Below are 24099 nucleotides of genomic sequence, written 5' to 3' on the forward strand. Positions count from 1 at the left end.
CGTCACCCCGCGTCCGGAGGCGGGAGCGAGAGGCACGGCTGCGGGTTCGCGCCGTCGTCGCCCGCGTCGCGCGGCAGCGGCGGTGAGAGGCACGGCTGCGGGTTCGCGCCGTCGTCGCCCGCGTCGCGCGGCTCCACCGGCGGCTCGAGGCACGGGCGCGGGGAGAGGCACGGCTGCGGGTTCGTGGTCGGCGCGACGGAGAGGCACGGCTGCGGGTTCGGGTTCTTCCCGCCGCCGTCCGGCGACTGGCTCGGCTCGTCGGCGGTGCTCCCGCCGCATCCCTCGAGCCCGGCCACCGCGGTCGCCGCGACGCCGGCGAGCGCGGCCGCGACGAAGCGGGCGCGCCGCGCGAGGATCAGGCGTTTGGCTTCGTCGAGCGGCTTCTTCGGGTCGTCCCCCATCGCGGTTCTCGCATGATACCCGAAGCTCGGCCGGGCGCACGCTTCCGCCGCTCCGCAGCGCGTGCTACTGCGACGCATCGATGCAGGATCTCCTCGTGTTTCGTCGCGTGCGGGCGATCGATCCGGCGCGCGGGCTCGACGCCGAGATCGACGTCGTCGTCGAGAAGCGGCTCATCACCCGGGCCGGGCCGCGCGCGGCCGAGCGGCTCGAGGCGGATCCGAGCCGCATGAAGGTCTTCGATGTCGCAGGGGCGCTACTCTTCCCGGGGCTCGTCGACATCCACGCGCACCTCCGCGAGCCGGGTCAGGAGTACAAGGAGGACATCGCGAGCGGCCTCGCCGCCGCCGCCGCCGGCGGCTTCACCGACGTGTGCGCGATGCCGAACACGCGACCGGTGAACGACTCCCGCGCGGTGACGGAGCTCCTCATCCACAAGGCGCGGGCGATCGGCGGGACGCGCCTCCACCCCATCGCCGCGATCACGATCGGCCAGAAGGGCGATCAGCTCACGGAGATGGCGGACTTGAAGGACGGCGGCGCGGTCGCGGTGAGCGACGACGGCCGGTGCGTCACGCGGAGCGACGTCATGCGGCGCGCGCTCGAGTACGCGACGACGTTCGATCTTCCGCTCATCCAGCACGCCGAGGACCACGCGCTCACGGCGGGAGCGGAGATGCACGAGGGCGGCGTCTCGACGCGCCTCGGTCTCCGCGGCTGGCCGCGCGTCGCGGAGGACGTCATCGTCGCGCGCGACGTCATCCTCGCGGAGTACGTGAAGGCGAAGTACCACGTCGCGCACCTCTCCACGCTCGGCGCGGTCCGCATCCTCCGCGAGGCGAAGTCGCGCGGCATCACGGTGACGGCGGAGGTGACGCCGCACCACCTCCTCCTGACCGATCAGAAACTGATCGGCTACGACACCGCCTGCAAGGTGAACCCCCCGCTCCGCGAGGACGCCGACCTCCTCGCGCTCCGCGAGGCGCTCGCCGACGGCACGATCGACTGCATCGCGACCGATCACGCGCCGCACTCGCCGCTCGAGAAGGACTGCCCGATCGACGAAGCCGCGCCCGGGATGATCGGCCTCGAGCTGTGCCTGCCGCTCATGCTCGGCCTCGTCGACAAGGGGATCCTCCCCATCGCGCGGCTCGTCGACGCGCTGACGCGTGCGCCGGCGAAGGTCGTCGGCATCGGCGCGCCCACGATCGCGGAGGGCGCGCCGGCGAACCTGTGCTTCGTCGATCCGGCGCGACAGTGGCGCGTCGATCCGGAGCGCCTCCGCACGAAGAGCAAGAACACGCCGTTCCTCGGCCACACGATGAAGGGGCTCGTGCTCGCGACGGTCGTGAACGGCGGCGTCGCGTTCGAGCACCACGATCCGAAAGCATCATGAGCGATCCCACGAAGAGCGAACGGATTCACCTCGTCCTCGCCGACGGCGCCGTCTTCCCGGGCGAGCCGTACGGCGCGCGCGGCACCACGGTCGGCGAGGCGGTCTTCACGACGACGATGACGGGCTACCAGGAGGTCCTCACCGATCCGTCGTACAAGGGCCAGATCGTCACGATGACGGCGCCCGAGATCGGCAACGTCGGCGTCAACGCGCTCGACGCGGAGTCGGTCGACGGCAAGCCGCACGTCGCGGGCTTCGTCCTGCGCGACGCGTCGCCGGTCGCGTCGAGCTGGCGCGCGGAGCAGACGCTCGACGCGTACCTCGCCGAGAGCGGCGTCGTCGCGATCACGGGCGTCGACACGCGCAAGCTCACGCGCCACCTCCGCGACCACGGCTCGCAGAACTGCGCGGTGGGGCCGGAGCCGATCGAGGCGCTGCGGAAGAAGGCGCGCGAGGCGCCGGACATGTCCGGCTCCGACCTCGTGAAGCTCGTCACGCCGAAGGAGCGCTACGCGTTCGCGGACGGCCGCGGCGCGTGGAACGTCGATCCGAAGGGCGAGCGGAAGCGGTTCAGGGTCGTCGCGATCGACTACGGCGTGAAGAAGAACATCCTGCGCTGCCTCGTCGACACCGGCTGCGACGTGACGGTGGTGCCGGCGTCGACGAGCGCGGCGGACGTCCTCGCGCTCTCGCCCGACGGCGTGTTCCTCTCGAACGGCCCGGGCGATCCGGCGGCGGTGAGCTACGCGGTCGAGACGATCAAGGGCCTCCTCGGGAAGAAGCCGCTCTTCGGCATCTGCCTCGGGCACCAGCTCCTCGCCCTCGCGCTCGGCGGCAAGACCTACAAGTTGAAGTTCGGGCACCGCGGCGCGAACCAGCCGGTGAAGGACCTCGCGACCGGGCGCATCGAGATCACGACCCAGAACCACGGCTTCTGCGTCGACCTCGCCTCCCTGCCCTCCAGCGTCGTCAGCACCCACGTCCACCTGAACGACGGCACGAGCGAAGGCCTCGCGGCGAAGGACCTCGGGGCCTTCAGCGTCCAGTACCACCCCGAAGCCGCCGCCGGCCCCCACGATTCTCTCTATCTTTTCGAGCGCTTCCGCGAATCTATGGCGACCAAGCACTGACCTCCTGGCACACGTAGGAGACAGTGCTAAACCAGGACACATGATCCAGGGGCACCTCCGATCCTGGTCCACTTACCTGGCCGGTCTCGTCGCTTCGCTTTCGCTCGTCGCCTGCATCCAGGAGGCGCCGAAGCGGGCGCCGCTCTCGACCACGCCGGACGACAAGTCGGCGATCGAGGAGACGGAGACGTCGATCGACACGCTGGAGCCGGAGACGAACACGGACTCGGGGGCGTTCGGCAAGACGGCGTCCTCCTCCGGCAGCGGCATCGCGCCGAAGAAGCTCTGCGCCGGCGAGCTCAAGGCGGGGGACCTCGCCGTCGTCGAGATCATGATCTCGTCGAAGAGCGGCTCGGGCGACAGCGGGGAGTGGGTCGAGGTGAAGAGCACGCGCGACTGCTGGCTGAAGGTCGGCGGCGTGGTGGTGGAGTCGCCGCGCGGCACGACGTCGACGGACTCGGCGGTCGTCGACGAGGGCTTCGAGCTCGCGCCGGGCGGCACGTTCGTCGTCGCGAACTCGCTCGACGCGACGAAGAACCACAACCTCCCGGGCAAGGTCTTCTCCTGGGACGCGACCGACGTGCTGAAGAACGACGGCGACACGATCATCGTCCGCGCCGGCGCGGTCGAGATCGACAAGGTCACGTACCCTTCGCTCCCGCTCACGCCCGGCGCCGCGCTCGCGTTCCCGGAAGAGTGCGGCGACCACAAGGACTTCACGCGCTGGGTCGAGACGACCGACAGCTACGACGCGACGTTCCGAGGCACCCCCAACGCCGTCAACGACGACGTCGTTTGCCCGCGCTAGCGCTTGCCTGAGCGGCGAAGTCGACTACGGTGCCGGCTTCCTGTGGCGAAGAAGCGCATTCATTTCGTCAGTCTTGGCTGCCCGAAGAACCGGGTGGACACCGAGGTCATGGTCGGCGTCGCGGGCGAGCAGCGGTGGGAGCTCACGAGCGAGGCGGACGAGGCCGAGGTCATCGTCGTCAACACGTGCGGCTTCATCGGCGAGGCGAAGAAGGAGTCGATCGAGACGATCTTCGAGATGGCGGAGCTGAAGAAGCTCGGCGCGTGCAAGAAGCTCGTCGTGACGGGCTGCCTCTCGCAGCGCTACCCGCAAGAGCTCGAGTCGCAGATGCCGGAGGTCGACCACTTCCTCGGCTCGAGCGACATGCTCTCCCTCGGCAAGGTGCTCGCCGATCCGCTCGACGTCGCGAAGCGCAAGGTCCCTCGCATGCTGGTCGGGAACCCCGCCGACTGGGTGATGAAGGCCGAGAGCCCGCGCGTCGTCACCGGCTCGACCGCGAGCGCGTACCTGAAGATCGCGGAGGGCTGCAACCGCGCCTGCGCGTTCTGCACCATCCCGCAGTTCCGCGGGAAGCAGCGCTCGCGCACCGCCGACGACGTCGTCCGCGAGGCCTCGCACCTCGCGGCGCAAGGCATCGTCGAGCTGAACCTCATCTCGCAGGACACGGTGAGCTGGGGCCGCGACCTCCCGAAGGCCGGGCGCGAGTCGCTCGCGCGGCTCGTCGAGCGCGTCGCCGACGTCGCGGGCGTCCGCTGGGTACGTGTATTTTACCTGTATCCGGAGACGATCGACGAGGCGCTCCTCGACCTCCTCGCGAGCCACCCGCGCGTCGTGCCTTATGTCGACATGCCGCTCCAGCACGCGTCCGACGCGATGCTCGCGCGCATGAAGCGCGGCCACGGCAAGGACCGGCAGAAGCGCGTCGTGGAGCGGCTCCGCAAGCACATCCCGGGCCTCTTCCTCCGCACCGCGTTCATCGTCGGCCACCCCGGCGAGACGGACGCGGATTTCGCGGAGCTCGTAGACTTCGTCGAATGGGGGCAGTTCGACAACGTCGGTGTATTCAAGTACTCGGACGAGGAGACGGCGAAGAGCTTCGCGCAGGACGGCAAGCTGAGGCCGGTCGTCGTCTCGAACCGCTGGCGCAAGCTGATGAGCCTCCAGCGCAAGATCGCGCGCCGGAACAACAAGCGCCTCGTCGGCCGCGAGATGGACGTGCTCGTCGAGGGCCCGTCGGAGGAGCACGAGCTCGTGATGGCGGGCCGCCACGCGGGCCAGGCGCCGGACGTGGACGGGAAGGTCTACCTCGGCGGCGGCGAGGTCACGCGCGGCGAGATGCGCCGCGTCCGCATCACCCAGTCGGCCGACTACGACCTCGTCGGCGACGTCATCGACGATCCGCCCCCCCGCGCCGCCGCCGCCGCGAAGCCAAAGAAGCGCGCCCTCCCCGTCTTCGGCTCCCAGCTGATGTCCCGCGGCGCCTGACCCCCCCGCGCCGCCGCTGATGTCGCGCGGGCGTCTGATGTCCGCCGCGCTGCGATGTCGGGGCTGCTACCTCGCCGGGAGCGTGATCGCGATCGACGGCGACGTGCCGGTGCCGCTGTCTTGCGTGAGGTCGATGACGTCCTGGGGCTGGCCCTTGACCGTCATCTCCCACGTGCCCTCCGCGTTCGCGATGGTGCCGTTCACGCGCTCTTCGGGCAGCAGCGTCTCGTTCCGGCTCACGGCGACGAGGAGCGCGTTCGGGATCGCGCCGCGCTCGCTCCGCAGCGTGTAGCTGTTCGGCTCGGTCCCCGCGGAGATCGTGGGGAGCGCCGGCGGAGGCAGCGGAAGCGTGGGGCTCGTGCACGCCGCAACGGCCACGATCATCAGCGCGCGCGCGAGCCACCGCCGTCCCATAGCAACGTCGTAGCATGCCCCCACGCGGCGCCGCCACCAGCATTCGCCCGATTTTTGAGGCACATAGACAACTCAGTTGGCACTAGCCCGCCGGCTGCCATGAGCGACGTGCTTGGGCTTGTTCCAACAACCGCCGTAGGCTGGGGAGAACAGCCCGGCGACGCTCGGGCGTTACCTCGCAGGATCCCGTGAAGATCTGGCTCCGGCCGCTCCCCTTCGCACTGCTCGCGGCCTACGGCGTCGCGAAGGCCGGTCGAGCGCCCGTCGACGACGCGGCCCCGAGCCGATCGGCCGCGCTCTGCGGCGCGCTCGAGAAGCTCCACGACGTCACGTGCGACCCGAACGACGTCGTGTGGCTCCAGGGTCCGTCCGGCGTGAGCGGCGCGATGCGCGGCAAGGGTCGGGCGCTCGTGCGCGGCAAGGAGAAGAGCGTGGTCCCGTCGTCCGCCGATCCGAGCGCGCCGCCGGACGCCGAGACGTTCGACCTCTTCACGGTCGACGCGCGGCTCTCCCCCGAAGGGCAGCTCCTCGACGTCGGGGACATGCACAACCTCACGAAGTCGACCAACGCGGACGAGACGCTCCCCGTCACGCGCGGCTCGCTCGTCGCGTACGTCGTCGAGGTCGACGGGCATCCGCAGGCGGTGCAGGTCCTCGACCTCGCCGGCCACGACACGCACGCGTACGAGGAGCTCACGCGCACCGAGCGCTGGCAGGTGAAGATCGCAGACCTCCAGGCCACCGGCTCCACCCACGGCGTGAAGAAGACGGTGTTCGCGCTCGTCCCGCCGCCGAAGACGGCCTCGGTCGCGTTCCGCGACGACGGGACGCTCGAGGTGAAGACCGATCCGCCGTCGGAGCCGCCGCTCGTCTTCGACCCGGTGAAGGCGACCGTGCCCGAGGGCGCTCACGCGCGCGCGACGCCGGAGGGCGTCCTCGCGAAGCCGCCGACGTTCGGACCATGGATGAGCGATCGTCTCCGCGCCGCGTCGTGGTTCGGCGACGAGAAGAACCAGATGCTCAAGGCCGTCGTCTTCACCACGCTCGAGTGGGTGAAGGGCAAGAAGGCCGCGCTCACCGGCGACACCGGCGCGGAGCAGGCGCAGGAGGACCTCGGGTCGATCGTCACGATGCAGACGGTCAACGTGACCGATCCCGAGCTCGGTTGGCCGCCGAAGCCGCTCGAGCCGATGCTGAAGCCGCCGCTCACGGGCGAAGGCCAGTGGATCCGCCTCGACGACGATCCGTTCATCACGCCCGTCGCCGGCAACGCGACCCCGTTCGTGACGACGTTCGTGCGCACCGATCCGAGCGCGCAGCAGACGCGCGTCTACGTGACGCTCTGGGACCCGCGCCTCGTCGCGCTCCACATGGAGGCCGGCTCGGTCGAGCCGGTCAGCTCCACCGGCGAGGCCGGCACCGGGCAGATCCCGCGCGAGCCGCAGGTGATCCGGAAGCTCGTCGCCGGCTTCAACGGCGGCTTCCAGGCGACGCACGGCGAGTTCGGCATGCAGGCCGACGGCGTCCTCTACCTGCCGCCGAAGCCGTACGCCGCGACCGTGCTCGAGATGAAAGACGGCGCGACCGCGTTCACCGCGTGGCCGCCCGACCAGCGCACCGTGCCGGAGGACGTCCTCTCGTTCCGCCAGAACATGACCCCCATGGTGCAGAACGACAAGTACAACCCGTGGGGCCGCGCGTGGTGGGGCGGCGTCCCGCCGGGCTGGAAGGACGCCGTCCACACGACGCGCTCCGGCCTGTGCCTCACGAAGGAGGGCTTCGTCGCGTACCTCTTCGGCCACGACATCGGCCCCGAGCCGCTCGGGCGCGCGATGCTCGCGGCGCGCTGCCAGCTCGGCATCCACCTCGACATGAACCCGGGCCTCGCCGGCTTCGAGTTCTACAACATGCAGTCTGCAAGTACCTTCAAGCCGCTCGGCCGTCCCCTCCAGCCGGACTGGGAGTACGAGGGCACGGTGAAGGACATGCCGGACTTCAAGTACCGGTCGCGCCGGATGACGAAGACGATGGGGCACATCCAGTTCCCTCGCTACATCCAGCGCGACGGACGCGACTTCTTCTACCTCACGAACCGCGCGGTCCTCCCCGGCGCGCCGCTCGAGCCCGAGAGCGAGTGGCGCGTGAAGGGCCTCCCGCAGCACGGCTTCCCGTACGCGAGCGCGATCACGACCGCGCGCCTCTTCCCGAACGGCGACCCGAGCCGCAAGGTCCGCGTGCTCCGCGTCGATCCGCGCGCCGTCGACCTCGACAAGCCGGACGCCGACGAGAAGGTGCAGACCGTCCTCGTCCTCGGCCGCCCGCCGAAGGTGAAGCCGAGCGCCGAGGCCGGCGACAAGAAGCTCTGGCTCGGCGCGCACGTCTTCTCCGTCTCCGCCTCCGCGCCGCCGAACGCGTCAGCGCTCGTGCCCGTCCTCGCGCCCGGCTCCGTCACCGCGCGCGGCGCGGTCGGCGTCTCGGACGAGGACGGCTTCTTGCACTGGCTCGAGCTCCCGCCCGACGATCCCCCGAGCAGCGACGCGAGCGCGGCGATGCTCGACCTCCTGCAACGCGCAGGTTGCACGTCGCGCGGCCTCGTCGCCGGCGATCTCCGCGCGTACCTCGGCGGCGGCCTCGACCTCGCGGGCGAGCCGGCCGGCCCGACAGCGGTCGCGATCCGCCTCGCGCGGACCCCCTCCCCCGCCGCGAAGCAGATCTTCGAGGACGTGGCGATCGTGCAGCAGGCGGTCTGGGCCCCGCTCCAGGCCCAGCGGGTGAAGTGGCGGCCGACCCTCGCCCCGCCCGAGAAGCCCGCCCCCTCCGCCAGCGCGTCGGCGTCGTCGTCGGCCGCGCCTCCCCCGAAGCCGCCGCGCTAGCGCTGCTTTGAGATTCGGAAGAGACGTTCGACCTTGGGGCCGACCCGCGCGGAACGCCGTTGTTTCCATGGGTCGCGCGGGGCCTCCCCTCGAAAGCTGAGAAACCGCATTAAGTCGCTCGCCAACACCAGGACCCGGCGCTATGAGGACCCGCCCTCCCTGGTTTTGGCGGAAGTTTTCGCTTCAGCCGGATCCCGCGGGGGGTGAGCCCATCGAACGGCGACGGCCGGCACCCACGGCGAAGGTGCCCGGCATCGCTGTTAAAACAGGAGTGCGGGCGATATGATGCAGTTTCAGGAGCGGCGGATGTCAGACGAGAACAAGCGCGGCGGCGGATCCGACCTCGATATCTTCGAGGGTCTCGGTCGGAAGAACTCCGAGAAGATGCCGATCGCGCCCCCGCCTCCGCCAGGCTCCTCCTCTTACGTCCAGGCCGCGCGTCCTGCCCCCATCGACGCGAAGAAGACGCTGCTCGGCATCCCCGGCCCCGCCACGCCGCTCGCTGCGCCGCCGCCTCCCCCGTCGACGCGCCCCTCGAGCGCGGGCCTCATCGACGCCGCGCACCCGGCGTCGGGCTCGATGCGCGCGAACGGCAAGTCGTCGGACGCCCCGCCGGGCCGCGGCTCGCTCCCGAACCTCGCGGCGTCGAAGAGCAATCCGCCGATCGAGGCCGCCGCTCCGCACCGCGCGAGCGGCCCGCACCGCCTCCCCTCCGATCCCCCGCCGCGCCCGCACAACCCGGCGCCGCGCCATCACTCGAGCCATCCGCCGCCCGCGATCGTGAAGGCCCGCGCGGGCAAGCTCGATCCGGATCCGTACACGGACGAGGACGACGCGGCGGACACGCACGTCTTCGAGAAGCACAAGGTCAACGAGGCGCAGGCGAAGGCCGCCCTCGGCCACGCGCCGACGCAGGCGTTCGAGCAGGTCCCCTCGACGCAGAACGCAGGCGGCTCCAACGATCGCACGCTCGCGCGCACGAACGACGGCGAGTCGCTCGACACGCTCGTCGCGTCGTCGGAGCAGCGCGCCGCGTCCGAGCGCACGTCGGCGCGGCTCGCGACCGCGAAGACCGAGATGGCGATGCCCGCGCAGCCGATGCCGCAACCGGCGCCGATGCCGCAACCGGCGCCGGTCCCGGAGCCGCCGGACACCGCGTCGCTCTCCGCCGCGTTCGGCGCCCTCGGTGAGCCGGAGGCCGCGTCGATCTCGAAGAGCCTCCGCTCCTCGCAGCCCGCGAGCGGCTCGATGCGCTCGGCGCCCCCGCCGCCTCCGCCGTCGATGAAGCCGGGCCTCACGACCCAGCCCGCGATGCCGCCGCCGCCCCCTCCGCCGCCAGGCGCGGCCGCGCCCGGGATGCAGACGCTCCCTTCCGCGCAGCAGATCGCGCTGCCGCCGCAGTCGGTCCCGCCGCCGCCCGTCACGCAGCCGTACGCCGCCGGCGCCGTGTCGCCATCGGCGCCGCCGCCGCCGGTGCAGTCCTATCCGCCGGCCGCCCCGCAGCAGAGCCTGCCGCCGGTCGCGCGGATGGATGCAAGCTACACGTTCCCGGAGAAGAAGGAGCCGAAGAGCAACGGCTTCGTCTTCGCGGTCCTCCTGACCGTAATGGCGATCGCCGGCGCGGCGGTGTTCTTCTTCATGCCGCGCACGGGCACGGTGGTCGTGAACGTCGCCGACGCGAAGGGCGGCGTGGTCTCGAAGCTCGAGGTCACGATCGACGGCGCGAAGAAGTGCGACAGCGCCCCGTGCATCGTCCGCGACCTCCCCGCCGGCACGCACGAGGTGAAGGTCAGCGCCGCCGGCTACGAGCCGGTCGCGGCGAAGGCGGTCGCGATCTCGGGCGGCAAGGACGTGACGACGGACTTCCAGCTCGTCGCGGCGAAGCCTTCGAACGGCACCGGCTTCAAGGTCGCCGGCCCGGCGGGCGCGAAGCTCACCGTCGACGGCAAGGAGATCGGCGTCCTCCCGCAGGAGCTGAAGGACCTCGAGCCGGGCGATCACAAGCTCCACTTCAGCGGCGATCGCTACGCCCCGCTCGACAAGACGATCACGGTCGGCAAGGACGAGATCGTCGACGTCGGCACGGTCCCGCTGAAGGTGACGAAGGGCAAGGCGACGATCCAGCTCGGCACGCCGGGCGCGAAGGTCACGCTCGTCAACGGCGCCACGAAGAAGGAGGTCCCGCAGTTCCCGATGGCGATCGAGTTCGATCCCAACGAGAAGTGGGAGCTCCAGGCGACGAAGGACGGGATGGACCCCTACAGCGAGAAGATCGCGTTCGAGGACGGCCAGGCCGAGAAGACGTTCACGATCACGCTGAACCCGAAGGGCACCGCCGCCGCGAGGGCAGCCGCGGAGAAGCCGGCCTCCGCCCCGGTCGCCGCCGCGATGACGCCGAAGGCAAAGGTCTCCTCGTCGTCGAGCGACGACGAGAAGCCGAGGAAGTCCACCGCATCGGAATCGACCGGCGAAACGGCGCTGAAGATCAACTCCCTCCCCGCCTCCTCGATCGTCCTCGACGGCAAACCCATCGGCGTCACCCCGCAGGCACACGTCACCGTGACCCCGGGGACCCACACGATCATGTTCGTGAACTCGGAGCAGTCCCTGAAGAAGACGATCACGGTCGAGGTCAAGGCCGGCGAAACAAAGGCCGCCTTCGCGAAGCTGCGGGACGAGTAACCGCGTACGCTCCCTCCACGTGAGGGAAGCGTGAAGGAAGCTACACGCGACGAGCTCCGCAAGGCGCTGCTCTTCGCAGCGGCAGTCGCGTCGCTCGTCTTTGTCGCGCTCGCGTATCGCCCGGCGCTCGAGGCTCCCTTCGTCTGGGACGATCACGTGCTCCTCGACGGTGCGGCCTCGTATCGCCGTGCGCCGTTGCTCGATCTGCTGACCGAACCATTCTGGCCCGAAGGATCGCTCACGGACGCGCGACCACGGTACTACCGGCCGCTGGTCCTCTTGTCGTACCGCTTCGACCTCGCGCTCGGCGGCGCGCCGGACCAGTTTCACTTCACGAACGTTCTGCTTCATCTCGCGACGTGCACGCTCTTCGCGGTGTGCGCGCGTCGCCTCGGCGCATCGTGGGAAGCCGCCGTGCTCGCGGCGCCCACGTGGGGCGTGATGCCGAGGCTCACCGAAGCCGTCGCGTGGGTCTCGGGACGGGCCGACGTGCTGGCCTGCTGTTTCGGGCTCGGCGCGCTCGCGGTGTGGCCGGCGGCGCGAAGTGACGCTGAGCCCAGGCGCACGTTGATCGGTACATGGGTGCGCGCGGTGCTCGCCGGCGCGCTCGTCTTCGCGTCGTGCCTAAGCAAGGAAGTCGGTCTCGCCTTCGCGCTCGTCGTCGCGATTCTCGCCGGGCGGCGCGACGCGCGTCGCGCGGGCCTGTGCCTTGGTCTTCCTGTCCTCGGCTACGCGGCGTTGCGGACCATTGCGCTCGCCGGCCCCTCATCGGCCTCGCGAGACCTCGGGGCGGGCACGCGTCTTGGCACCGTCTTCGAAGCGGTAGCGCGCTACGCCGAGATGATCCTCGATCCCTTTCGTTCGCGCACGAGCATCGGGCTCGTCGGAGAGGTTGATACCGTTCGTGCTGCCGTCGGCGGAACGCTAGCCGCGTTGGCGCTAGTGATCGCCGCGGTGTTCGTGCGACGCGCGCACGCGAAGGGTTCGACATCGAGACAGGGCATGCAGGTCGGCCTCGTCCTCGCGGCGACCTCCCTCGGTCCCGTCCTTCACGTCGTACCGCTCGCACTCGCCGGATCCGTCGCGGCCGATCGCCTCCTCTACGTGCCGCTCGCCGGCATCATGCTCGCGATCGCGTGCGCACCCTTGCCACGTCCGCGCGTCTTCGCCGCCGCGGCGCTCGCCGGAACGCTCCTCCTTGGCGCGACGACCACCGCACGCGCGAACGACTACACGGAGGAGCTCCGTTTCTGGATCGTCGCCGCCGAACAAGCCCACCCGCACAACACGATGCCGAGGATGGCGCTCGCAGGAGTGCTGCTCGGACGTAGAGAGCCCGAGCTCGCCTGCCGCCTCTATGATCGGTCCCTCGAGACGCTCGCGCAATCGCGCGCTGCGCCGTCCGCCGAGCGACGGGCGAGAGAGAACCGAGCGGTGTGTGCGGTGAGGCTCGGCCGGTACGAGGAGGCGCTTGCCCTCACCGAGGCGCTCGCGAGATCGCATCCCGAGAGCGCGCGCATTCAGCTCGCGGTTGCGTTTGCGCATCTCCACCTCCGCGCCTTCGACGCAGCGGCGTCGTCGTTCGCGCGGGCCGCGGCGCTCGATCCAGCGCTCACCGCACGGATTGGCGTCCCCGCGGAGCGGCTGCGACGTATACAAGCGGCCGATCGCTTCTTCGAAGACCTTGAGGCTCGGAAGAATGAGCCGGTGAGGTATGCGAAGCACCTCGCCGACCTCGGCCGCCTGCCGGAGGCATGCGACGCGTTCCTCGCGGTCGCAACGAACCGGCGGGCGGCCCCCGACGCGCGCTACGACGCAACCGCGTTCCTCTTGCTGCACGGATCGCTCGAGGCCGCCGAGCTCGCGACGGCGGCGTTCCCGCCAGGACCAGACTGGGACGACGATCTCCGCCCCGTCCTTCCCCGCCGCCGCGCGCACCGGCGCGCTCTCGAAGCGGTTCTCCCGCGGGTCGAAGCGCTCGCTCGCTAGCGTCCTGCTATGCTGCCCGCGAATGGGTGACAAAGGCGACGTGCTCGTGATCGACGACGAGCCCGGGCTGCGCGACATGCTCGCGATCCTGTTTCGGCGTGAGGGCTACAACGTGACCACGGCCCCAGGATTCGTCGCCGCCCGTGACGCGATCCGCAACGCGCCGCAACCCTATGGCGTCGTCTTGACGGACCTCATGATGCCGGACGGCTCGGGCCTCGACGTCATCCCGCTCGTCAAGGACGCCGCGCACGACGCCGAGGTCATCGTGATGACGGCGCACTCGACGCTGGAGACCGCGATCGAGGCGATGCGGCGCGGCGCGTACGACTTCGTATTGAAGCCCTTCTCGAGCTCGGAGCTTCGCGTCCTGGTCCAGAAGGCGTTCGAACGTCACGCACTGGTAGAGGAGAACGCGCGGCTCCGCGCCCAGGTCGACCGGCATCAACCGAAGGACCTCATCGGGCGCTCCGCCGGCATGCGGAAGGTCCTCGAGTTGGTCGAACGCGTCGCGTCCGGCCGTAGCACGGTACTCATCACGGGCGAGAGCGGAACGGGCAAGGAGCGCATCGCGAGGCTCCTCCACGAATCCTCCGATCGAAAGGACAAGCCCTTCCGCGTCATCAACTGCGGCGCGATCCCCGAAGCGTTGATCGAGAGCGAGCTCTTCGGCCACGAGAAGGGCGCCTTCACGGGCGCGAGCACTCGAAAGCTCGGCTTCTTCCGCGAGGCGGACACGGGCACGGTGCTCCTCGACGAGGTGGGCGAGCTCCCTCCGCCGATGCAGGTGAAGCTCTTGCGCGTTCTTCAAGAGCGCAAGGTCCGCGGTATCGGCGAGGCCGACGAATCGTCGGTCGACGTTCGCGTCCTCGCCGCGACGAACCGGAACGTCGAGGATGACGTCAAGAACGGCAAGTTCCGTCAGGACCTCTACTATCGCCTCAACGTCATCCGCATCGAGGTGCCACCCCTCCGCGAGCGCCGCGAGGACATCGCAGAGCTCGCACGCCACTTCCTCGAGCGCTGCGCGCGCGAGCACGGAAAGGTGGTGCGGGCGCTCGGCGCCGACGCGCTCCGCGCGCTCGACGCGTATTCGTTCCCCGGCAACATCCGCGAGCTCGAGAACATCATCGAGCGCGCGGTCGCCCTCGCGGTCGGCCCCAAGATCGGGCTCGGAGATCTCCCGACCGAGGTGAGCGGCGCGACCGCGCGGACGACACCGGCGTTGCTCGATCTTCCGGAGGCAGGTTGCGACCTCGACGCCGTTCTCGCCGAGGTCGAGCGCCGACTCATCCTTCAAGCGCTCGAGCGATCAGGCGGCGTTCGAACGGCGGCCGCGAAGCTGCTCGATGTCACGTTTCGTAGCCTCCGCTACCGGATGCAGAAGCTCACGCTCACGACGTCGGATGATGCCGCCGGGCCCGACTCTGAAGGCGAGGCATGAGCCGCTTTTCGTCGCTCGACCAGGCGCGTTTCGTCGGCGCACACTCGCAGCACGTGTAGTTGCCCGCTGAAACGTGCTCGAACCGAAGCCGCCGTTGTAGTCTTCGATGAGCGAAGAGGGAGAGTCGATGATGGAACGGTCAATGCTTCACTGGACGCCCGTGACGATCCGTCAACGAGGTCTTTGCTCGCGTACTCGCGGCTTCACGCTCGTCGAGCTCGCCATCGTCGTCGCGATTGTTGGTGTCCTCGCCGTGCTCGCGATCGTCGGTTACCGCAGGTACATGCTCAACGCGAAGGTGAGCGAAGGCCAGTCGATGCTCGGCGGGATCAAGGTCGCGCAGGAGAGTCATCGCGCCGAGGTCGGCATCTACGCGAAGATCGGCACCACCAACTGGTGTCCAGAGAACGGCGGCGTCGGCAATCGCAAAGTCGGCTGGAATCCGGCGTGCAACGGCGGAGACGCCCCCTGGTCGCTCCTTCCCGTCCACGCCGAGAACGCGGTCTCCTTTCAGTACATGACAACAGGCGGCGGCTCCGGGTTCACCGAACCAACCGACGGGGATTGGGGGTGGGTGACGTGGGGAACCCCCGACACGACGAAACCATGGTACTGGGCCACCGCGAAATGCGATCTCGACCCCGGTGGCGACTTCACGATGCTCGTCGGGTCATCGCTCGATAATCGGATCTTCGTGCACAACGCCGGCGAGTAGTCGCTCTGCTCCTCAGGCGCCTGGCACAGGCCGCCGTCCCGCTCGCGAGCGGCGTCGCCTACACGCTGACCGCGACACGCGAGATACTAGGAGGCGACACCGGCGAGCTCGCGTCCGCTGGCGTCTCCGCGGCCGTTCCTCATCCGCCCGGATATCCCCTCTTCGTCCTCTGGTGTCAGGCATGGAGGTGGTTGCCGGCGGCTTCGCCAGCCCACCGCGTCGCGCTCGCGACAGCGATCGCCGGCGCGCTCGCCATCGACGCGCTAGTGCGAGCTTGCCGCGCGTGGGGTGCGACGCCGATCGCATCCGCGATCGGCGCCGCGATCTTCGCGGTTTCGCCGCTCATGTGGCGCCTCTCGACCGAGCCCGAGGTGTTCGCGCTCAACGTGCTCATCGTGCTCACGCTCGTGCGTATCGCGGGCCCCACCACGCTCTCGCCCATGGGAGAACTTCGGCGCGCATGGCTACTAGCACTCCTCGCCGGCCTCGGCATCGCGAACCACCACACTTGCGTGCTCATTGCTCCGCTTGGGCTCTTCAGTTGGAGGCGCGCCGTTCGCGCGGCTCCGCGTCCACTGCTCGCGGTCGCGGGGAGCCTCGGCGCGCTCACGATAGGCCTTACGCCGTATCTCTTCCTGATCGTTCGCTCTCGGTCGATGCCGGTCGGGAGCAACTGCGACTGGGGCGATACCTCGACACTCTCGGGCCTTCTCCATCATTTCCTGCGCCGCGACTATGGCACTACAAGTCTCGCCTCCGGTGACGACCCACACGAGCCGTTTGGCCAGCTCGCGCTCCTAGGCCGGAGCTCGCTCGAATCGGGGATCGGTCCTCTCGCCGTCGTCGCCGCCCTCGCGGCCGCCGCCAAGCGCCGATTCTCCTGGGCGTTCGCGATGCTGGTCCTGTCGATCGCCCTCGCGGGACCGCTCTTGATCCTGCGGTTCAATCTGCCGCCGCGCAACCTGATGGCCCTCGTCGTCGAGCGCTTCCATCTGCTTCCGCTCTCCCTCGCGTCGATCGTCGCCGCGCGCGGTATCGACGTCATCGCCTCTGGGCTTCAATCCGCCTCCTTCCGGAAGGGCGTCGTTGCCACGAGTATCGCTTCGATCGCGACACGTGGAGCGATCACGTTGTACGACGTGCTGGCGACGCACCGCCCCACTACCGAGAGCTACCTTCGCAACGTGCTCGCGATGCTGCCGGAGCGGAGCATCCTCCTCGCCAACGGCGACGATGTCGTCGGCGGCCTCGAGTACATGCAGTGCACGATGAGAGAGCGTCGCGACGTTGTCGTTGTAGCGCCGCGCCTTCTCCTCGCCGAGTGGTATGCGCGCCGAATCGAGGCCCAGCTCGGCCAGCCCGTCGAACACGGCGTCGTCCCACCCAGAGAGCGCGTCCCCGTGCTGAGTAGCCTACGGCTTGTCTCCCAGCTGCTGGAGACAGGGCGGCCCGTCTACGTCACGAGCTGGTTCGCGAGGGACCTGGATACGACTTTCCCGAGCTATCCCATCGGTCCGCTCATCCGACTAACGAGGACTCCCGCCGAGGTGCCGTCGCCCCACGAGCTGATGGAGAGGAACGAGGCCCTCTTCGCGAAGCTGACGTTGGATGCCACGCCCCCCGCGGCGCATACTTGGGCGGGCGCTCGCTACCAAGACTATGCGCGGCCATGGTTTGTCCTCTCGCAAGCACTTGCCACTGCGGATGACATGGAAGCATCCGGCCGCTGCCGCGCGCGGGGAGCTGCGCTGCTTCCGCGCGCCCGTTGACGATCGACCAATTTTGTCCCTCCCGCACCCCAAAGTTGTCAGCGCCACCAGATTGACACTAGTATTCCCCCGCGATAGTAGCTTCTGGACCCTGGTACCCGCCTTGCTTCAGAGGCGTACCGCCGTTCAAGCAAGGAGCGCTCGATGGTCAGGATTCGTAAGAGACTCAAGCAGGGATTCACACTCGTCGAGCTCATGATCGTCGTCGCGATCGTCGGTGTCTTGGCCGTGCTTGCCGTGTACGGCGTCCGCAAGTACATCGCGAACGCGAAGACGGCAGAGGCAAAGAACTCGCTCGGCCAGATCGGCAAGGATGCCGTGACCGCTTTCGAAGGCGAACGTATGGAGGCGACGGTCATCACCCCCGGCACTTCGACTGCAGTCATCCGCAAGACGTGCGGTACCGCCTCCAAGGCTGTCCCCGCGTCCGGTTCCATGGCCCTTCTTCAGGGCAAGAAGTATCAGTCCGCAAAGCTTGACTGGTCACCGGAAAACGACGTCAAGCTGAATAGGGGCTTTCCTTGCCTAAAGTTCGAGATGACGGCACCTCAATACTACTCCTACATGTACAATGGCGGCGACGTAGCGGGCACTGACGAAGAGGGCAAGGCGATCTCCGCGACCGCGATCGGCGACTTGAGTGGCGATGGCGCTCTCTTCTCGACGTTCACTATGAACGGTAAGATTCAGGAAGGCCGGCTTACGATCGCGCCCTCGATCGACGAGGTATCTCCGGAGGAGTGACCTTCACTCGCACGCATTTCCTGCTAGCTGTTAGGCTAGCTAGCGGCCCGGCTGTACCCAGTCGGGCCGCTTTTCGTTTGTCGTCTCCCGCTCCGGTACTCCGTCCCCTGGGTTATCCGTGATTTCACCACTTCGCCGCGTCGTCCCCTTTCTCTTCTTCTCGGGCGCGTGTGCGCTCGTCTACCAGATCGCTTGGTTCCGTGAGCTGAGGCTCGTCTTCGGCGGAAGCACAGCCGCCTCGGGCGCTGTGCTGGCTGCCTTCATGGGTGGGCTCGGTGTCGGCGGGATCATGCTAGGCCGCCGGGCCGACCGCTCACCGAACCCGTTTGCGTTCTACGCCAACCTCGAACTCTTCATCGCTGTGACGGCCGGGCTGAGCCCCCTCCTCGTCGTGCTCGCTCGCGCGGTCTATCTCGGCATCGGCGGCGCCGCGACACTCGGAACGGTGGGTGCTACGGCGCTGCGGTTGGTGCTCACCGCGCTCGTCCTCGGGCCATCCACAATCGCGATGGGCGGAACGATGCCAGCGGCCGCGCGCGCGGTCGAACGCTGGGACGACGTCGGCCGCTCGCGGGTCGGACTCCTGTACGGCGTGAATACGATCGGGGCCGTCGCGGGCACGCTGCTCGCGAACTTCCTCGCGATCGAGCTGTTCGGAACGCGGATGACGCTCTGGCTCGCTTGTCTCGTCAACGCGCTCGTCGGCGTCATTGCGCGATCGGTCGCGCGACGGATGGCGGGGGACGCGGCGGCGGAGGCTAGCGCGGACACGAACGCCTCGGAAACCAACGTCGCAGAGGTTCCCACTTGGTTTCCGCCGGCCGCGGCAGCCATCGCCGGCCTCTCCTTCATGCTGATGGAGCTTGTCTGGTACCGGATGCTCGCGCCGCTCCTAGGCGGTACCTCCTACACCTTCGGGCTCATTCTCGCAGTCGCGCTCGCCGGAATCGGCATCGGCGGCGCGCTCTACTCTCGCGTGACCCAGCGTGCCACGCTCGTCCTATTCGCGACGACATGCGCGCTCGAAGCCCTCGCGATTGCGATCCCCTACGCTCTCGGCGATCGCATCGCCACACTCGCGCTCCTCCTCGGACCGCTCGCGCAGATTTCATTCCTCGGCGCCGTCTCCGCATGGACGCTTGTCACCGTCGTCGTTGTCTTTCCAGCCGCGGTGGTATCGGGTTTCCAGTTCCCCGCCATCATCGGCCTCTACGGACGTGGCGCCCGTGACGTCGGCTCCGACGTCGGAAAGGCGTACGTTGCCAACACGGCGGGCGCGATGGTCGGCTCGCTAGCCGGCGGTCTGGGCCTCCTCCCGCTCCTCTCGGCTCCGGGCTGCTGGCGCGCCGTCATCATCGGCCTGAGCGCTGCGGCCCTGGTCAGCCTCGCGGTCGATCTTCGCATGCGCGCGCTCCACGCTCTCCCGCCATCCGTCACGGTCGGAGCCCTCGCGATCGCCGCGCTGGCGACCCTCGGCGCGACAGGACCGACACACTTCTGGCGTCACTCCGGCATCGGCGCCGGCCGCGCCATCAATTCCTCACGGATGAACCAGCATGACCTCCAGCCCTTCATCAGGCACTGGAACTGGGCGATCGCATGGGAAGCGGATGGGGTCGAGAGCGCGGTCGCCCTGACCCGCGCGAACGGGTACGCCTTCATCGTCAACGGAAAGAGCGACGGACACGTCCACGCCGATCGCTCGACGCAGGTCATGAGCGGCCTGCTCGCTACGCTCCTCCACGAGGACCCGCGCCGAATGCTCGTCGTGGGGCTCGGCACGGGGAGCACGGCGGGGTGGCTCGGCGCGATCCCGTCGGTCGAGCGCGTCGATGTCGTGGAGCTGGAGCCGGCGATCGTACGCGTGGCGCGGGATTGCGCGGCCGTCAACCAGTCTGTGGTGACCAACCCGAAGGTCCACATCACGATCGGCGACGCGCGCGAGGCGCTCCTCACGACGCGTGAGCGCTACGATGTCATCTTCTCGGAGCCTTCAAATCCCTATCGTGCTGGCATCTCGAGCCTCTTCACCTCTGATTTCTACCGCGCAGTCTCCGGTCGCCTTAACGACGGCGGTCTATTCGTGCAATGGATGCAGACGTACGACGTCCAGCCGTTCGCCGTAGCGACTGCGATGATGACCCTGCGCTCGGTCTTTCCGGCCGTAAGCGTGTGGCAGACGGAGTCCGGGGACATTCTGCTCATTGGGGAGCGTGAAGCGCGCCCACTCGATATGGATCGGGTCCGTCAGCGTGTGAGCCAGGAGCCCGTCGCGACGGCCCTCGCGGCCACGTGGGGCACGACAACGGCGGAAGGCGTACTCGCCCACTACGTGGCCGCACCGGCCCTGATCGACCGCGTCGCCGAGGCGGGACTCGGCGTCGTGAATACAGACGACCAGAACGCGCTCGAGTTCGCCTTCGCGCGAAACCTCGGTCGGAACAACCAGATCGGACACGAGGTCCAGCGTGTCGCCTTCCTGCTTGGACTTGGAACTCCACAGATCGTTGGCGCGTACGATCGCGAGCTCGTGATCGAGGAGCGTCTGTGGAACCAGGCCACGACCAACCATCCGCTGGACCCGCTCGCGCCCCCCTCCGCCTCGGTAGCGGCGACCAGCGATCTCATCGTGAGATTCATGTCGTCAGGCCATCCGCAGGCCCTCGCGCGATGGCGGCGGCTCGGCCGCCCTCCCCGGACGTACATGGAGCGCCTGTACGTCGCCAGCACGATGGCGGACGAAGGAGATGATGCGTTTCCCGGCTTCGTGACCGCTGAGGTCAAGCCCGCGATCGACCGCGAGCTCCTGAACGGACTCTGGCTGGTCAAGAAGAAGCGCACCGACGATGCCGCTACCGTCCTAGGTCGTGCCTTCACTCTCGCACGCACCGAGCCCTGGTTCCCGACCGACACGATGATGCGAGCGCTCAACGAGGCCTTCGCGATTGGTCGCGAGTCCCCCGAGTTGGCAAAAACGCTCGCATCGTCCCTGAGCGAGCCGTTCGCAGTCTCGATCTTCGAGGCGTTGCGGGTCCAGGTTTATCTCAGGCTCCTCCGTGCGACCGGCGACTTCAGGCACTGTGTCCAGGGTATCGACCGTTGGTCTCCGCTTCCCTTCGAACGTCCCATCATCGATGTCCGCATTGCCTGCCTGGAAGGGGCCGGCGATCCGCGCAAGGCGCAGGCCGAAGAGGATCTCCGCGAGCTCCTCATGCACACGACAGCGTTCGGCGCCGCGATCCTGCCAGTGCCCGTGAAGGTGCCGCCAGCGCCGGGGGCGACTCCCGACACGGATCAGGCGGACGCCGCCGTTCCACCCGACGCCGCCGCGCCGTGATATCGTGACGGTCGTGACGAGGCAGCGCGGGTTTTCCGCGATCGAGCTGATGAATTTCTTCGCGCTCGCCGCGATCCTCGCGGCGGTGGCGATGTATGGCGTTGCCCGTTACGTCCGCCACGGCAAGACCACTGAGGCGCAGGAGTCCGTGAAGCGCCTCGCCAGCGAGACGGCGGAGTTCTACAACCGCTCCGACGCCAACCAGCCGAGCGGAGCGACGCCCAACGCGGTCCACGCGATGCGGCACTTTCCGCCGAGCTCGCGCGCACCCGTCCCGGAGGACCCGCTCAACGTCCGTGGGAAGCGCTACCAGAGCAACGCCTCCGACTGGGCCGTAAGCCCTTGGAAAGAGCTCAAGTTCTCCATCGTCCAGCCGCAGTGCTACCAGTACTCGTTCACCGCGACCGGGGCCGGCACGACGGCGCGGGCGCTCGTCGTGGCCGAGGGCGATCTCGACGGGGACGGGACGCGCTCGCACTACGGCCTCGCCGTCGTCCCCGACGAGACGCTCTCCGCGCAGGTCGCGAAGGAGATGGAACGCACCGATCCGGAGGAGTGAGCGGTGCGCCGGTTCACTCCGATCGAGCTCGCAATCGCGCTCTCGCTCGCCGGCACCATCGCCGCGATCGCGGTCCCGACCTTCGCGCGCGAGCTCCACGCTTCGCGTTTCAGCGAGCCCATCGACGCGCTGCAACGCATGTCGACCCAGACGATCTCATACGTCGAGGTCCATCACGAGCTGCCCGCGAGCGCGCCGATGACGCCGGAGGCGCCGCCGCGAGGAGCGAAGCAGGCGTACCCGGCGGAGATCTGGGAGCACCCCACGTGGAAGGCGCTCTCTTTCCAGCCCGCCCCCGACGGCGTGCCAATCGCGTACGCGTATGCCTTCGACGCGCATGCCGACGGATTCGTCGCGCACGCACACGGCGACCTCGACGGCGATGGCGTCCTCAGCACTTTCGAGATGCGCGGCAAGGCGAAGCCGGGCGAGCCGCTCGCGATCGAGCCGGGCCTCTATGTCGAAAGCGAGCTCGAATGAAGGTAACGGCGGGCGAGCTCGTCGCGGTCGCGGTCGCCGTGTGCGCCGCCGCCGGCATCGGCCTCACGCAGCAGGGCACGCTCGCCAAGCACGCCCATACCGCGCGAACGTTGCAGGTCGACATCGAGCCACTCCCCCCGCCCGGGCATCTGAAGCGGCTCGTGCTCGGATATCGAAGCGCCGCCGTCGACTACCTCTGGGTCAAGGTGCTCGTCGAGCAGGGCATCCACATGCAGGAGAAGCGTCGCTTCGAGTCGCTGCCCAGCTACATCGACGGGATCATCGCGCTCGAGCCGGACTTCCGCTCCCTCTACGAGTTCGTCGACACGCTCTTGTTGTTCCAGTTCGTTCCGGGCGAAGAGAAGGACGCTCGGCTCGCGCGCCGCTACCTCGAACGCGGGCTGCAGGAACGGCCCTACGACCACAAGATCTGGCTGCACTACGGCCAGTACGTCGCGTTCCTCGCGCCCTCATATCTGACGGACAAAGCCGAGATCGAGCAATGGCGAAAGGATGGTGCGCTCGCGATCATGCGCGCAGTGGAGCTCGGAGCGGACTCGGATCGCTCGCTCGCTGCCGCCACCATCCTCCGGAAAGCGGGCGAGCAGAAGGCCGCCATCGCGCATCTCCAGAGAAGCTACGCGCTCGCCAACGATCCCGAGACGCGGCGGCAGATCAAGGGCCACCTCGAGCGCCTCCAGGCCAAAGTCGAAGCAGAATCCACCGTCGACGCCGTGGAACAGGAGTGGCGTGGGAAGTTCCCGTTCCTGTCTCGCGGCACGGCATTGCTCCTCGGGCCACATCGCGCTCCGCTCCGCTGTGCAGGCACTGGCTCGACCCGCAACGACTGCCCCGCCGCGTGGACCGACATCGAGCAGTAAGTCAATCGACAACGATCGTACGCAGCCCCACCATCGTCTGCTCCTCCGAGCCTGGGAGCTTCGCCCAGACGCTCACCTCGTAGAGGCCGGGCTGCTTCTTGTCGTCGAGCGGGACGTCGATCGCGATGTTGGTGCCGTTGATCTTCGCCTGGATCGGCGTGACGAAGCCGGGGCCCCAGTACACCTGGTACGGCTTCGGGACGGGGTAGCTGCGCCGCTTGTTGAGCTCGCTCGCAGAGAGTGGCTTCGGAAGCGCGACGCGCGCGAGGCCGACGCCGGTCGGGCGCACGCCGGGCTTGAGGTTGGCCTCGACGTGGATCGTCGCGCCGACCTTCGCCGTCTTCGGGAGCGGCGTGTACGTGCCGTAGCCGTCGACGAACTCCTGCGTGAAACATGGGACCGCGAGCTCCTTCGCCGTCTCCTTCGACTGCGCGACGCCGATGCCCACGCGCGAGTGTGACGCCTTGAGGATGTTCCTGCGATGGCCGTCGTTCGGCGGGACCTCGTTGAAGTAGAGCGCCTCGGCGCGCTCGATCTCGGCGGGTGCGATGAGCGCCTTCGGATCGACATCGCGCTTCTGCTCGTCGGTGAAGCACAGCGCGTTCTCGAGCACCATGTCCGCGCCCCCGGCCTCCGTGTGACGCTGCTCCGGCACCGAGCCGTCGCTGCCCCAGTGGCCGAGATAGCCGAGACGCACCATGTCTTCGGCGTGCGCCTGACCGGCGAGCGTCGGCGCGCCTTCGTCGAGCTCCACCGGCGCGAGGCCTGCGGTCGCACGATCGCGGTTGATGAGCGTCAGCATGTAGCGCCGCGCCTCCGGGATCGTGAGCGGTTTCGTCGGCGCGGCCGCCTGCGGCGGCGAAGGCTCCGCCGACTTCGAAGCAACGGGGGCAGGCGCCGGCGGCGGAGCAGGAACCGGAGCCGGCGCAGAAGGCGCGCTTCCCGCGCAGGCGGTGAGGAGGACGAGGACGGCGGAGCGCACGGCGTGATAGAC

At 68.8% G+C, this 24099-nt stretch carries 18 protein-coding genes; 15 read left to right on the top strand and 3 right to left on the bottom strand.

The features are described 5' to 3' along the window. Positions 1 to 2: 2 nt before the first annotated feature. Entirely contained in the window at positions 3 to 401 is a 399-nt protein-coding gene (locus tag KF837_30185; GenBank protein ID MBX3231631.1) for a hypothetical protein, read from the bottom strand. Positions 402 to 481: 80 nt separating this feature from the next. Here KF837_30185 and KF837_30190 point away from each other — a divergent pair, with 80 nt between their 5' ends. Genes KF837_30190 through rimO form a run of 4 tightly spaced genes read left to right on the top strand, consistent with a single transcriptional unit; the run spans position 482 to position 5218 of the window. Beyond that, positions 482 to 1795 (top strand): dihydroorotase, encoded by a 1314-nt coding sequence (locus KF837_30190; protein MBX3231632.1) that lies wholly within the window; start codon positions 482 to 484, stop codon positions 1793 to 1795. Next, positions 1792 to 2925, top strand: a complete 1134-nt coding sequence (carA, locus tag KF837_30195; GenBank protein ID MBX3231633.1) for a glutamine-hydrolyzing carbamoyl-phosphate synthase small subunit — start codon at positions 1792 to 1794, stop codon at positions 2923 to 2925. Before KF837_30190 ends, carA begins: the two co-directional genes overlap by 4 nt. Positions 2926 to 2965: 40 nt before the next feature. After that, positions 2966 to 3733 carry a hypothetical protein gene (locus KF837_30200; protein ID MBX3231634.1) on the top strand — a complete coding sequence of 256 codons (768 nt, stop codon included), beginning with the start codon at positions 2966 to 2968 and terminating at the stop codon, positions 3731 to 3733. Positions 3734 to 3775: 42 nt separating this feature from the next. Beyond that, complete coding sequence (rimO, locus tag KF837_30205) at positions 3776 to 5218, top strand: 30S ribosomal protein S12 methylthiotransferase RimO (GenBank protein ID MBX3231635.1); 1443 nt, start codon at positions 3776 to 3778, stop codon at positions 5216 to 5218. Between the two features lie 66 nt (positions 5219 to 5284). On the opposite strand, the gene KF837_30210 is transcribed toward rimO, so the two are convergent. Next, entirely contained in the window at positions 5285 to 5632 is a 348-nt protein-coding gene (locus tag KF837_30210; protein MBX3231636.1) for a hypothetical protein, read from the bottom strand. A gap of 188 nt (positions 5633 to 5820) precedes the next feature. On the opposite strand from KF837_30210, the gene KF837_30215 reads away from it, so the two are divergent. The 11 genes from KF837_30215 (at position 5821) to KF837_30265 (ending at position 23105) form a co-directional block, all read left to right on the top strand. Further along, the gene (locus KF837_30215) at positions 5821 to 8505 is read left to right on the top strand and encodes a hypothetical protein (protein MBX3231637.1); all 2685 of its coding nucleotides are present in this window, start codon (positions 5821 to 5823) and stop codon (positions 8503 to 8505) included. A 306-nt stretch (positions 8506 to 8811) separates the two neighbouring features. Continuing rightward, positions 8812 to 11187 (top strand): PEGA domain-containing protein, encoded by a 2376-nt coding sequence (locus KF837_30220; protein ID MBX3231638.1) that lies wholly within the window; start codon positions 8812 to 8814, stop codon positions 11185 to 11187. Between the two features lie 30 nt (positions 11188 to 11217). Continuing rightward, a complete protein-coding gene (locus KF837_30225) occupies positions 11218 to 13176 on the top strand; it encodes a hypothetical protein (protein ID MBX3231639.1) in 1959 nt (652 codons plus the stop codon). Between the two features lie 22 nt (positions 13177 to 13198). After that, positions 13199 to 14620: a sigma-54-dependent Fis family transcriptional regulator gene (locus KF837_30230; protein MBX3231640.1), complete on the top strand. Its 1422-nt coding sequence runs from the start codon at positions 13199 to 13201 to the stop codon at positions 14618 to 14620. A gap of 127 nt (positions 14621 to 14747) precedes the next feature. Beyond that, on the top strand, positions 14748 to 15335 hold the full coding sequence (locus KF837_30235) for a prepilin-type N-terminal cleavage/methylation domain-containing protein (protein ID MBX3231641.1): 588 nt from the start codon (positions 14748 to 14750) through the stop codon (positions 15333 to 15335). Between the two features lie 5 nt (positions 15336 to 15340). After that, a complete protein-coding gene (locus tag KF837_30240; protein MBX3231642.1) occupies positions 15341 to 17104 on the top strand; it encodes a DUF2723 domain-containing protein in 1764 nt (587 codons plus the stop codon). Positions 17105 to 17248: 144 nt separating this feature from the next. Beyond that, positions 17249 to 17848, top strand: a complete 600-nt coding sequence (locus KF837_30245) for a prepilin-type N-terminal cleavage/methylation domain-containing protein (GenBank protein MBX3231643.1) — start codon at positions 17249 to 17251, stop codon at positions 17846 to 17848. Positions 17849 to 17966: 118 nt separating this feature from the next. Beyond that, complete coding sequence (locus tag KF837_30250) at positions 17967 to 21185, top strand: spermidine synthase (protein MBX3231644.1); 3219 nt, start codon at positions 17967 to 17969, stop codon at positions 21183 to 21185. A 13-nt stretch (positions 21186 to 21198) separates the two neighbouring features. Continuing rightward, a complete protein-coding gene (locus KF837_30255; GenBank protein MBX3231645.1) occupies positions 21199 to 21744 on the top strand; it encodes a hypothetical protein in 546 nt (181 codons plus the stop codon). Between the two features lie 3 nt (positions 21745 to 21747). Continuing rightward, positions 21748 to 22224, top strand: a complete 477-nt coding sequence (locus KF837_30260) for a hypothetical protein (GenBank protein ID MBX3231646.1) — start codon at positions 21748 to 21750, stop codon at positions 22222 to 22224. Beyond that, complete coding sequence (locus tag KF837_30265; protein ID MBX3231647.1) at positions 22221 to 23105, top strand: hypothetical protein; 885 nt, start codon at positions 22221 to 22223, stop codon at positions 23103 to 23105. Before KF837_30260 ends, KF837_30265 begins: the two co-directional genes overlap by 4 nt. A 1-nt stretch (position 23106) precedes the next feature. On the opposite strand, the gene KF837_30270 is transcribed toward KF837_30265, so the two are convergent. Beyond that, the gene (locus tag KF837_30270; GenBank protein MBX3231648.1) at positions 23107 to 24087 is read right to left on the bottom strand and encodes a CAP domain-containing protein; all 981 of its coding nucleotides are present in this window, start codon (positions 24085 to 24087) and stop codon (positions 23107 to 23109) included. Between the last annotated feature and the right edge of the window lie 12 nt (positions 24088 to 24099).

Source organism: Labilithrix sp., from assembly GCA_019637155.1.
Classification (GTDB): domain Bacteria; phylum Myxococcota_A; class Polyangia; order Polyangiales; family Polyangiaceae; genus Labilithrix.

Excerpts from the sequence above, each read along its gene's own strand:
- KF837_30265 (MBX3231647.1), top strand. The coding sequence starts at position 22,221 with ATGAAGGTAACGGCGGGCGAGCTCGTCGCGGTCGCGGTCGCCGTGTGC.
- KF837_30185 (MBX3231631.1), bottom strand. The coding sequence starts at position 401 with ATGGGGGACGACCCGAAGAAGCCGCTCGACGAAGCCAAACGCCTGATC.
- KF837_30220 (MBX3231638.1), top strand. The coding sequence starts at position 8,812 with ATGTCAGACGAGAACAAGCGCGGCGGCGGATCCGACCTCGATATCTTC.
- KF837_30230 (MBX3231640.1), top strand. The coding sequence starts at position 13,199 with ATGGGTGACAAAGGCGACGTGCTCGTGATCGACGACGAGCCCGGGCTG.
- KF837_30210 (MBX3231636.1), bottom strand. The coding sequence starts at position 5,632 with ATGGGACGGCGGTGGCTCGCGCGCGCGCTGATGATCGTGGCCGTTGCG.
- KF837_30200 (MBX3231634.1), top strand. The coding sequence starts at position 2,966 with ATGATCCAGGGGCACCTCCGATCCTGGTCCACTTACCTGGCCGGTCTC.
- KF837_30190 (MBX3231632.1), top strand. The coding sequence starts at position 482 with ATGCAGGATCTCCTCGTGTTTCGTCGCGTGCGGGCGATCGATCCGGCG.
- KF837_30235 (MBX3231641.1), top strand. The coding sequence starts at position 14,748 with ATGATGGAACGGTCAATGCTTCACTGGACGCCCGTGACGATCCGTCAA.
- carA (MBX3231633.1), top strand. The coding sequence starts at position 1,792 with ATGAGCGATCCCACGAAGAGCGAACGGATTCACCTCGTCCTCGCCGAC.
- KF837_30245 (MBX3231643.1), top strand. The coding sequence starts at position 17,249 with ATGGTCAGGATTCGTAAGAGACTCAAGCAGGGATTCACACTCGTCGAG.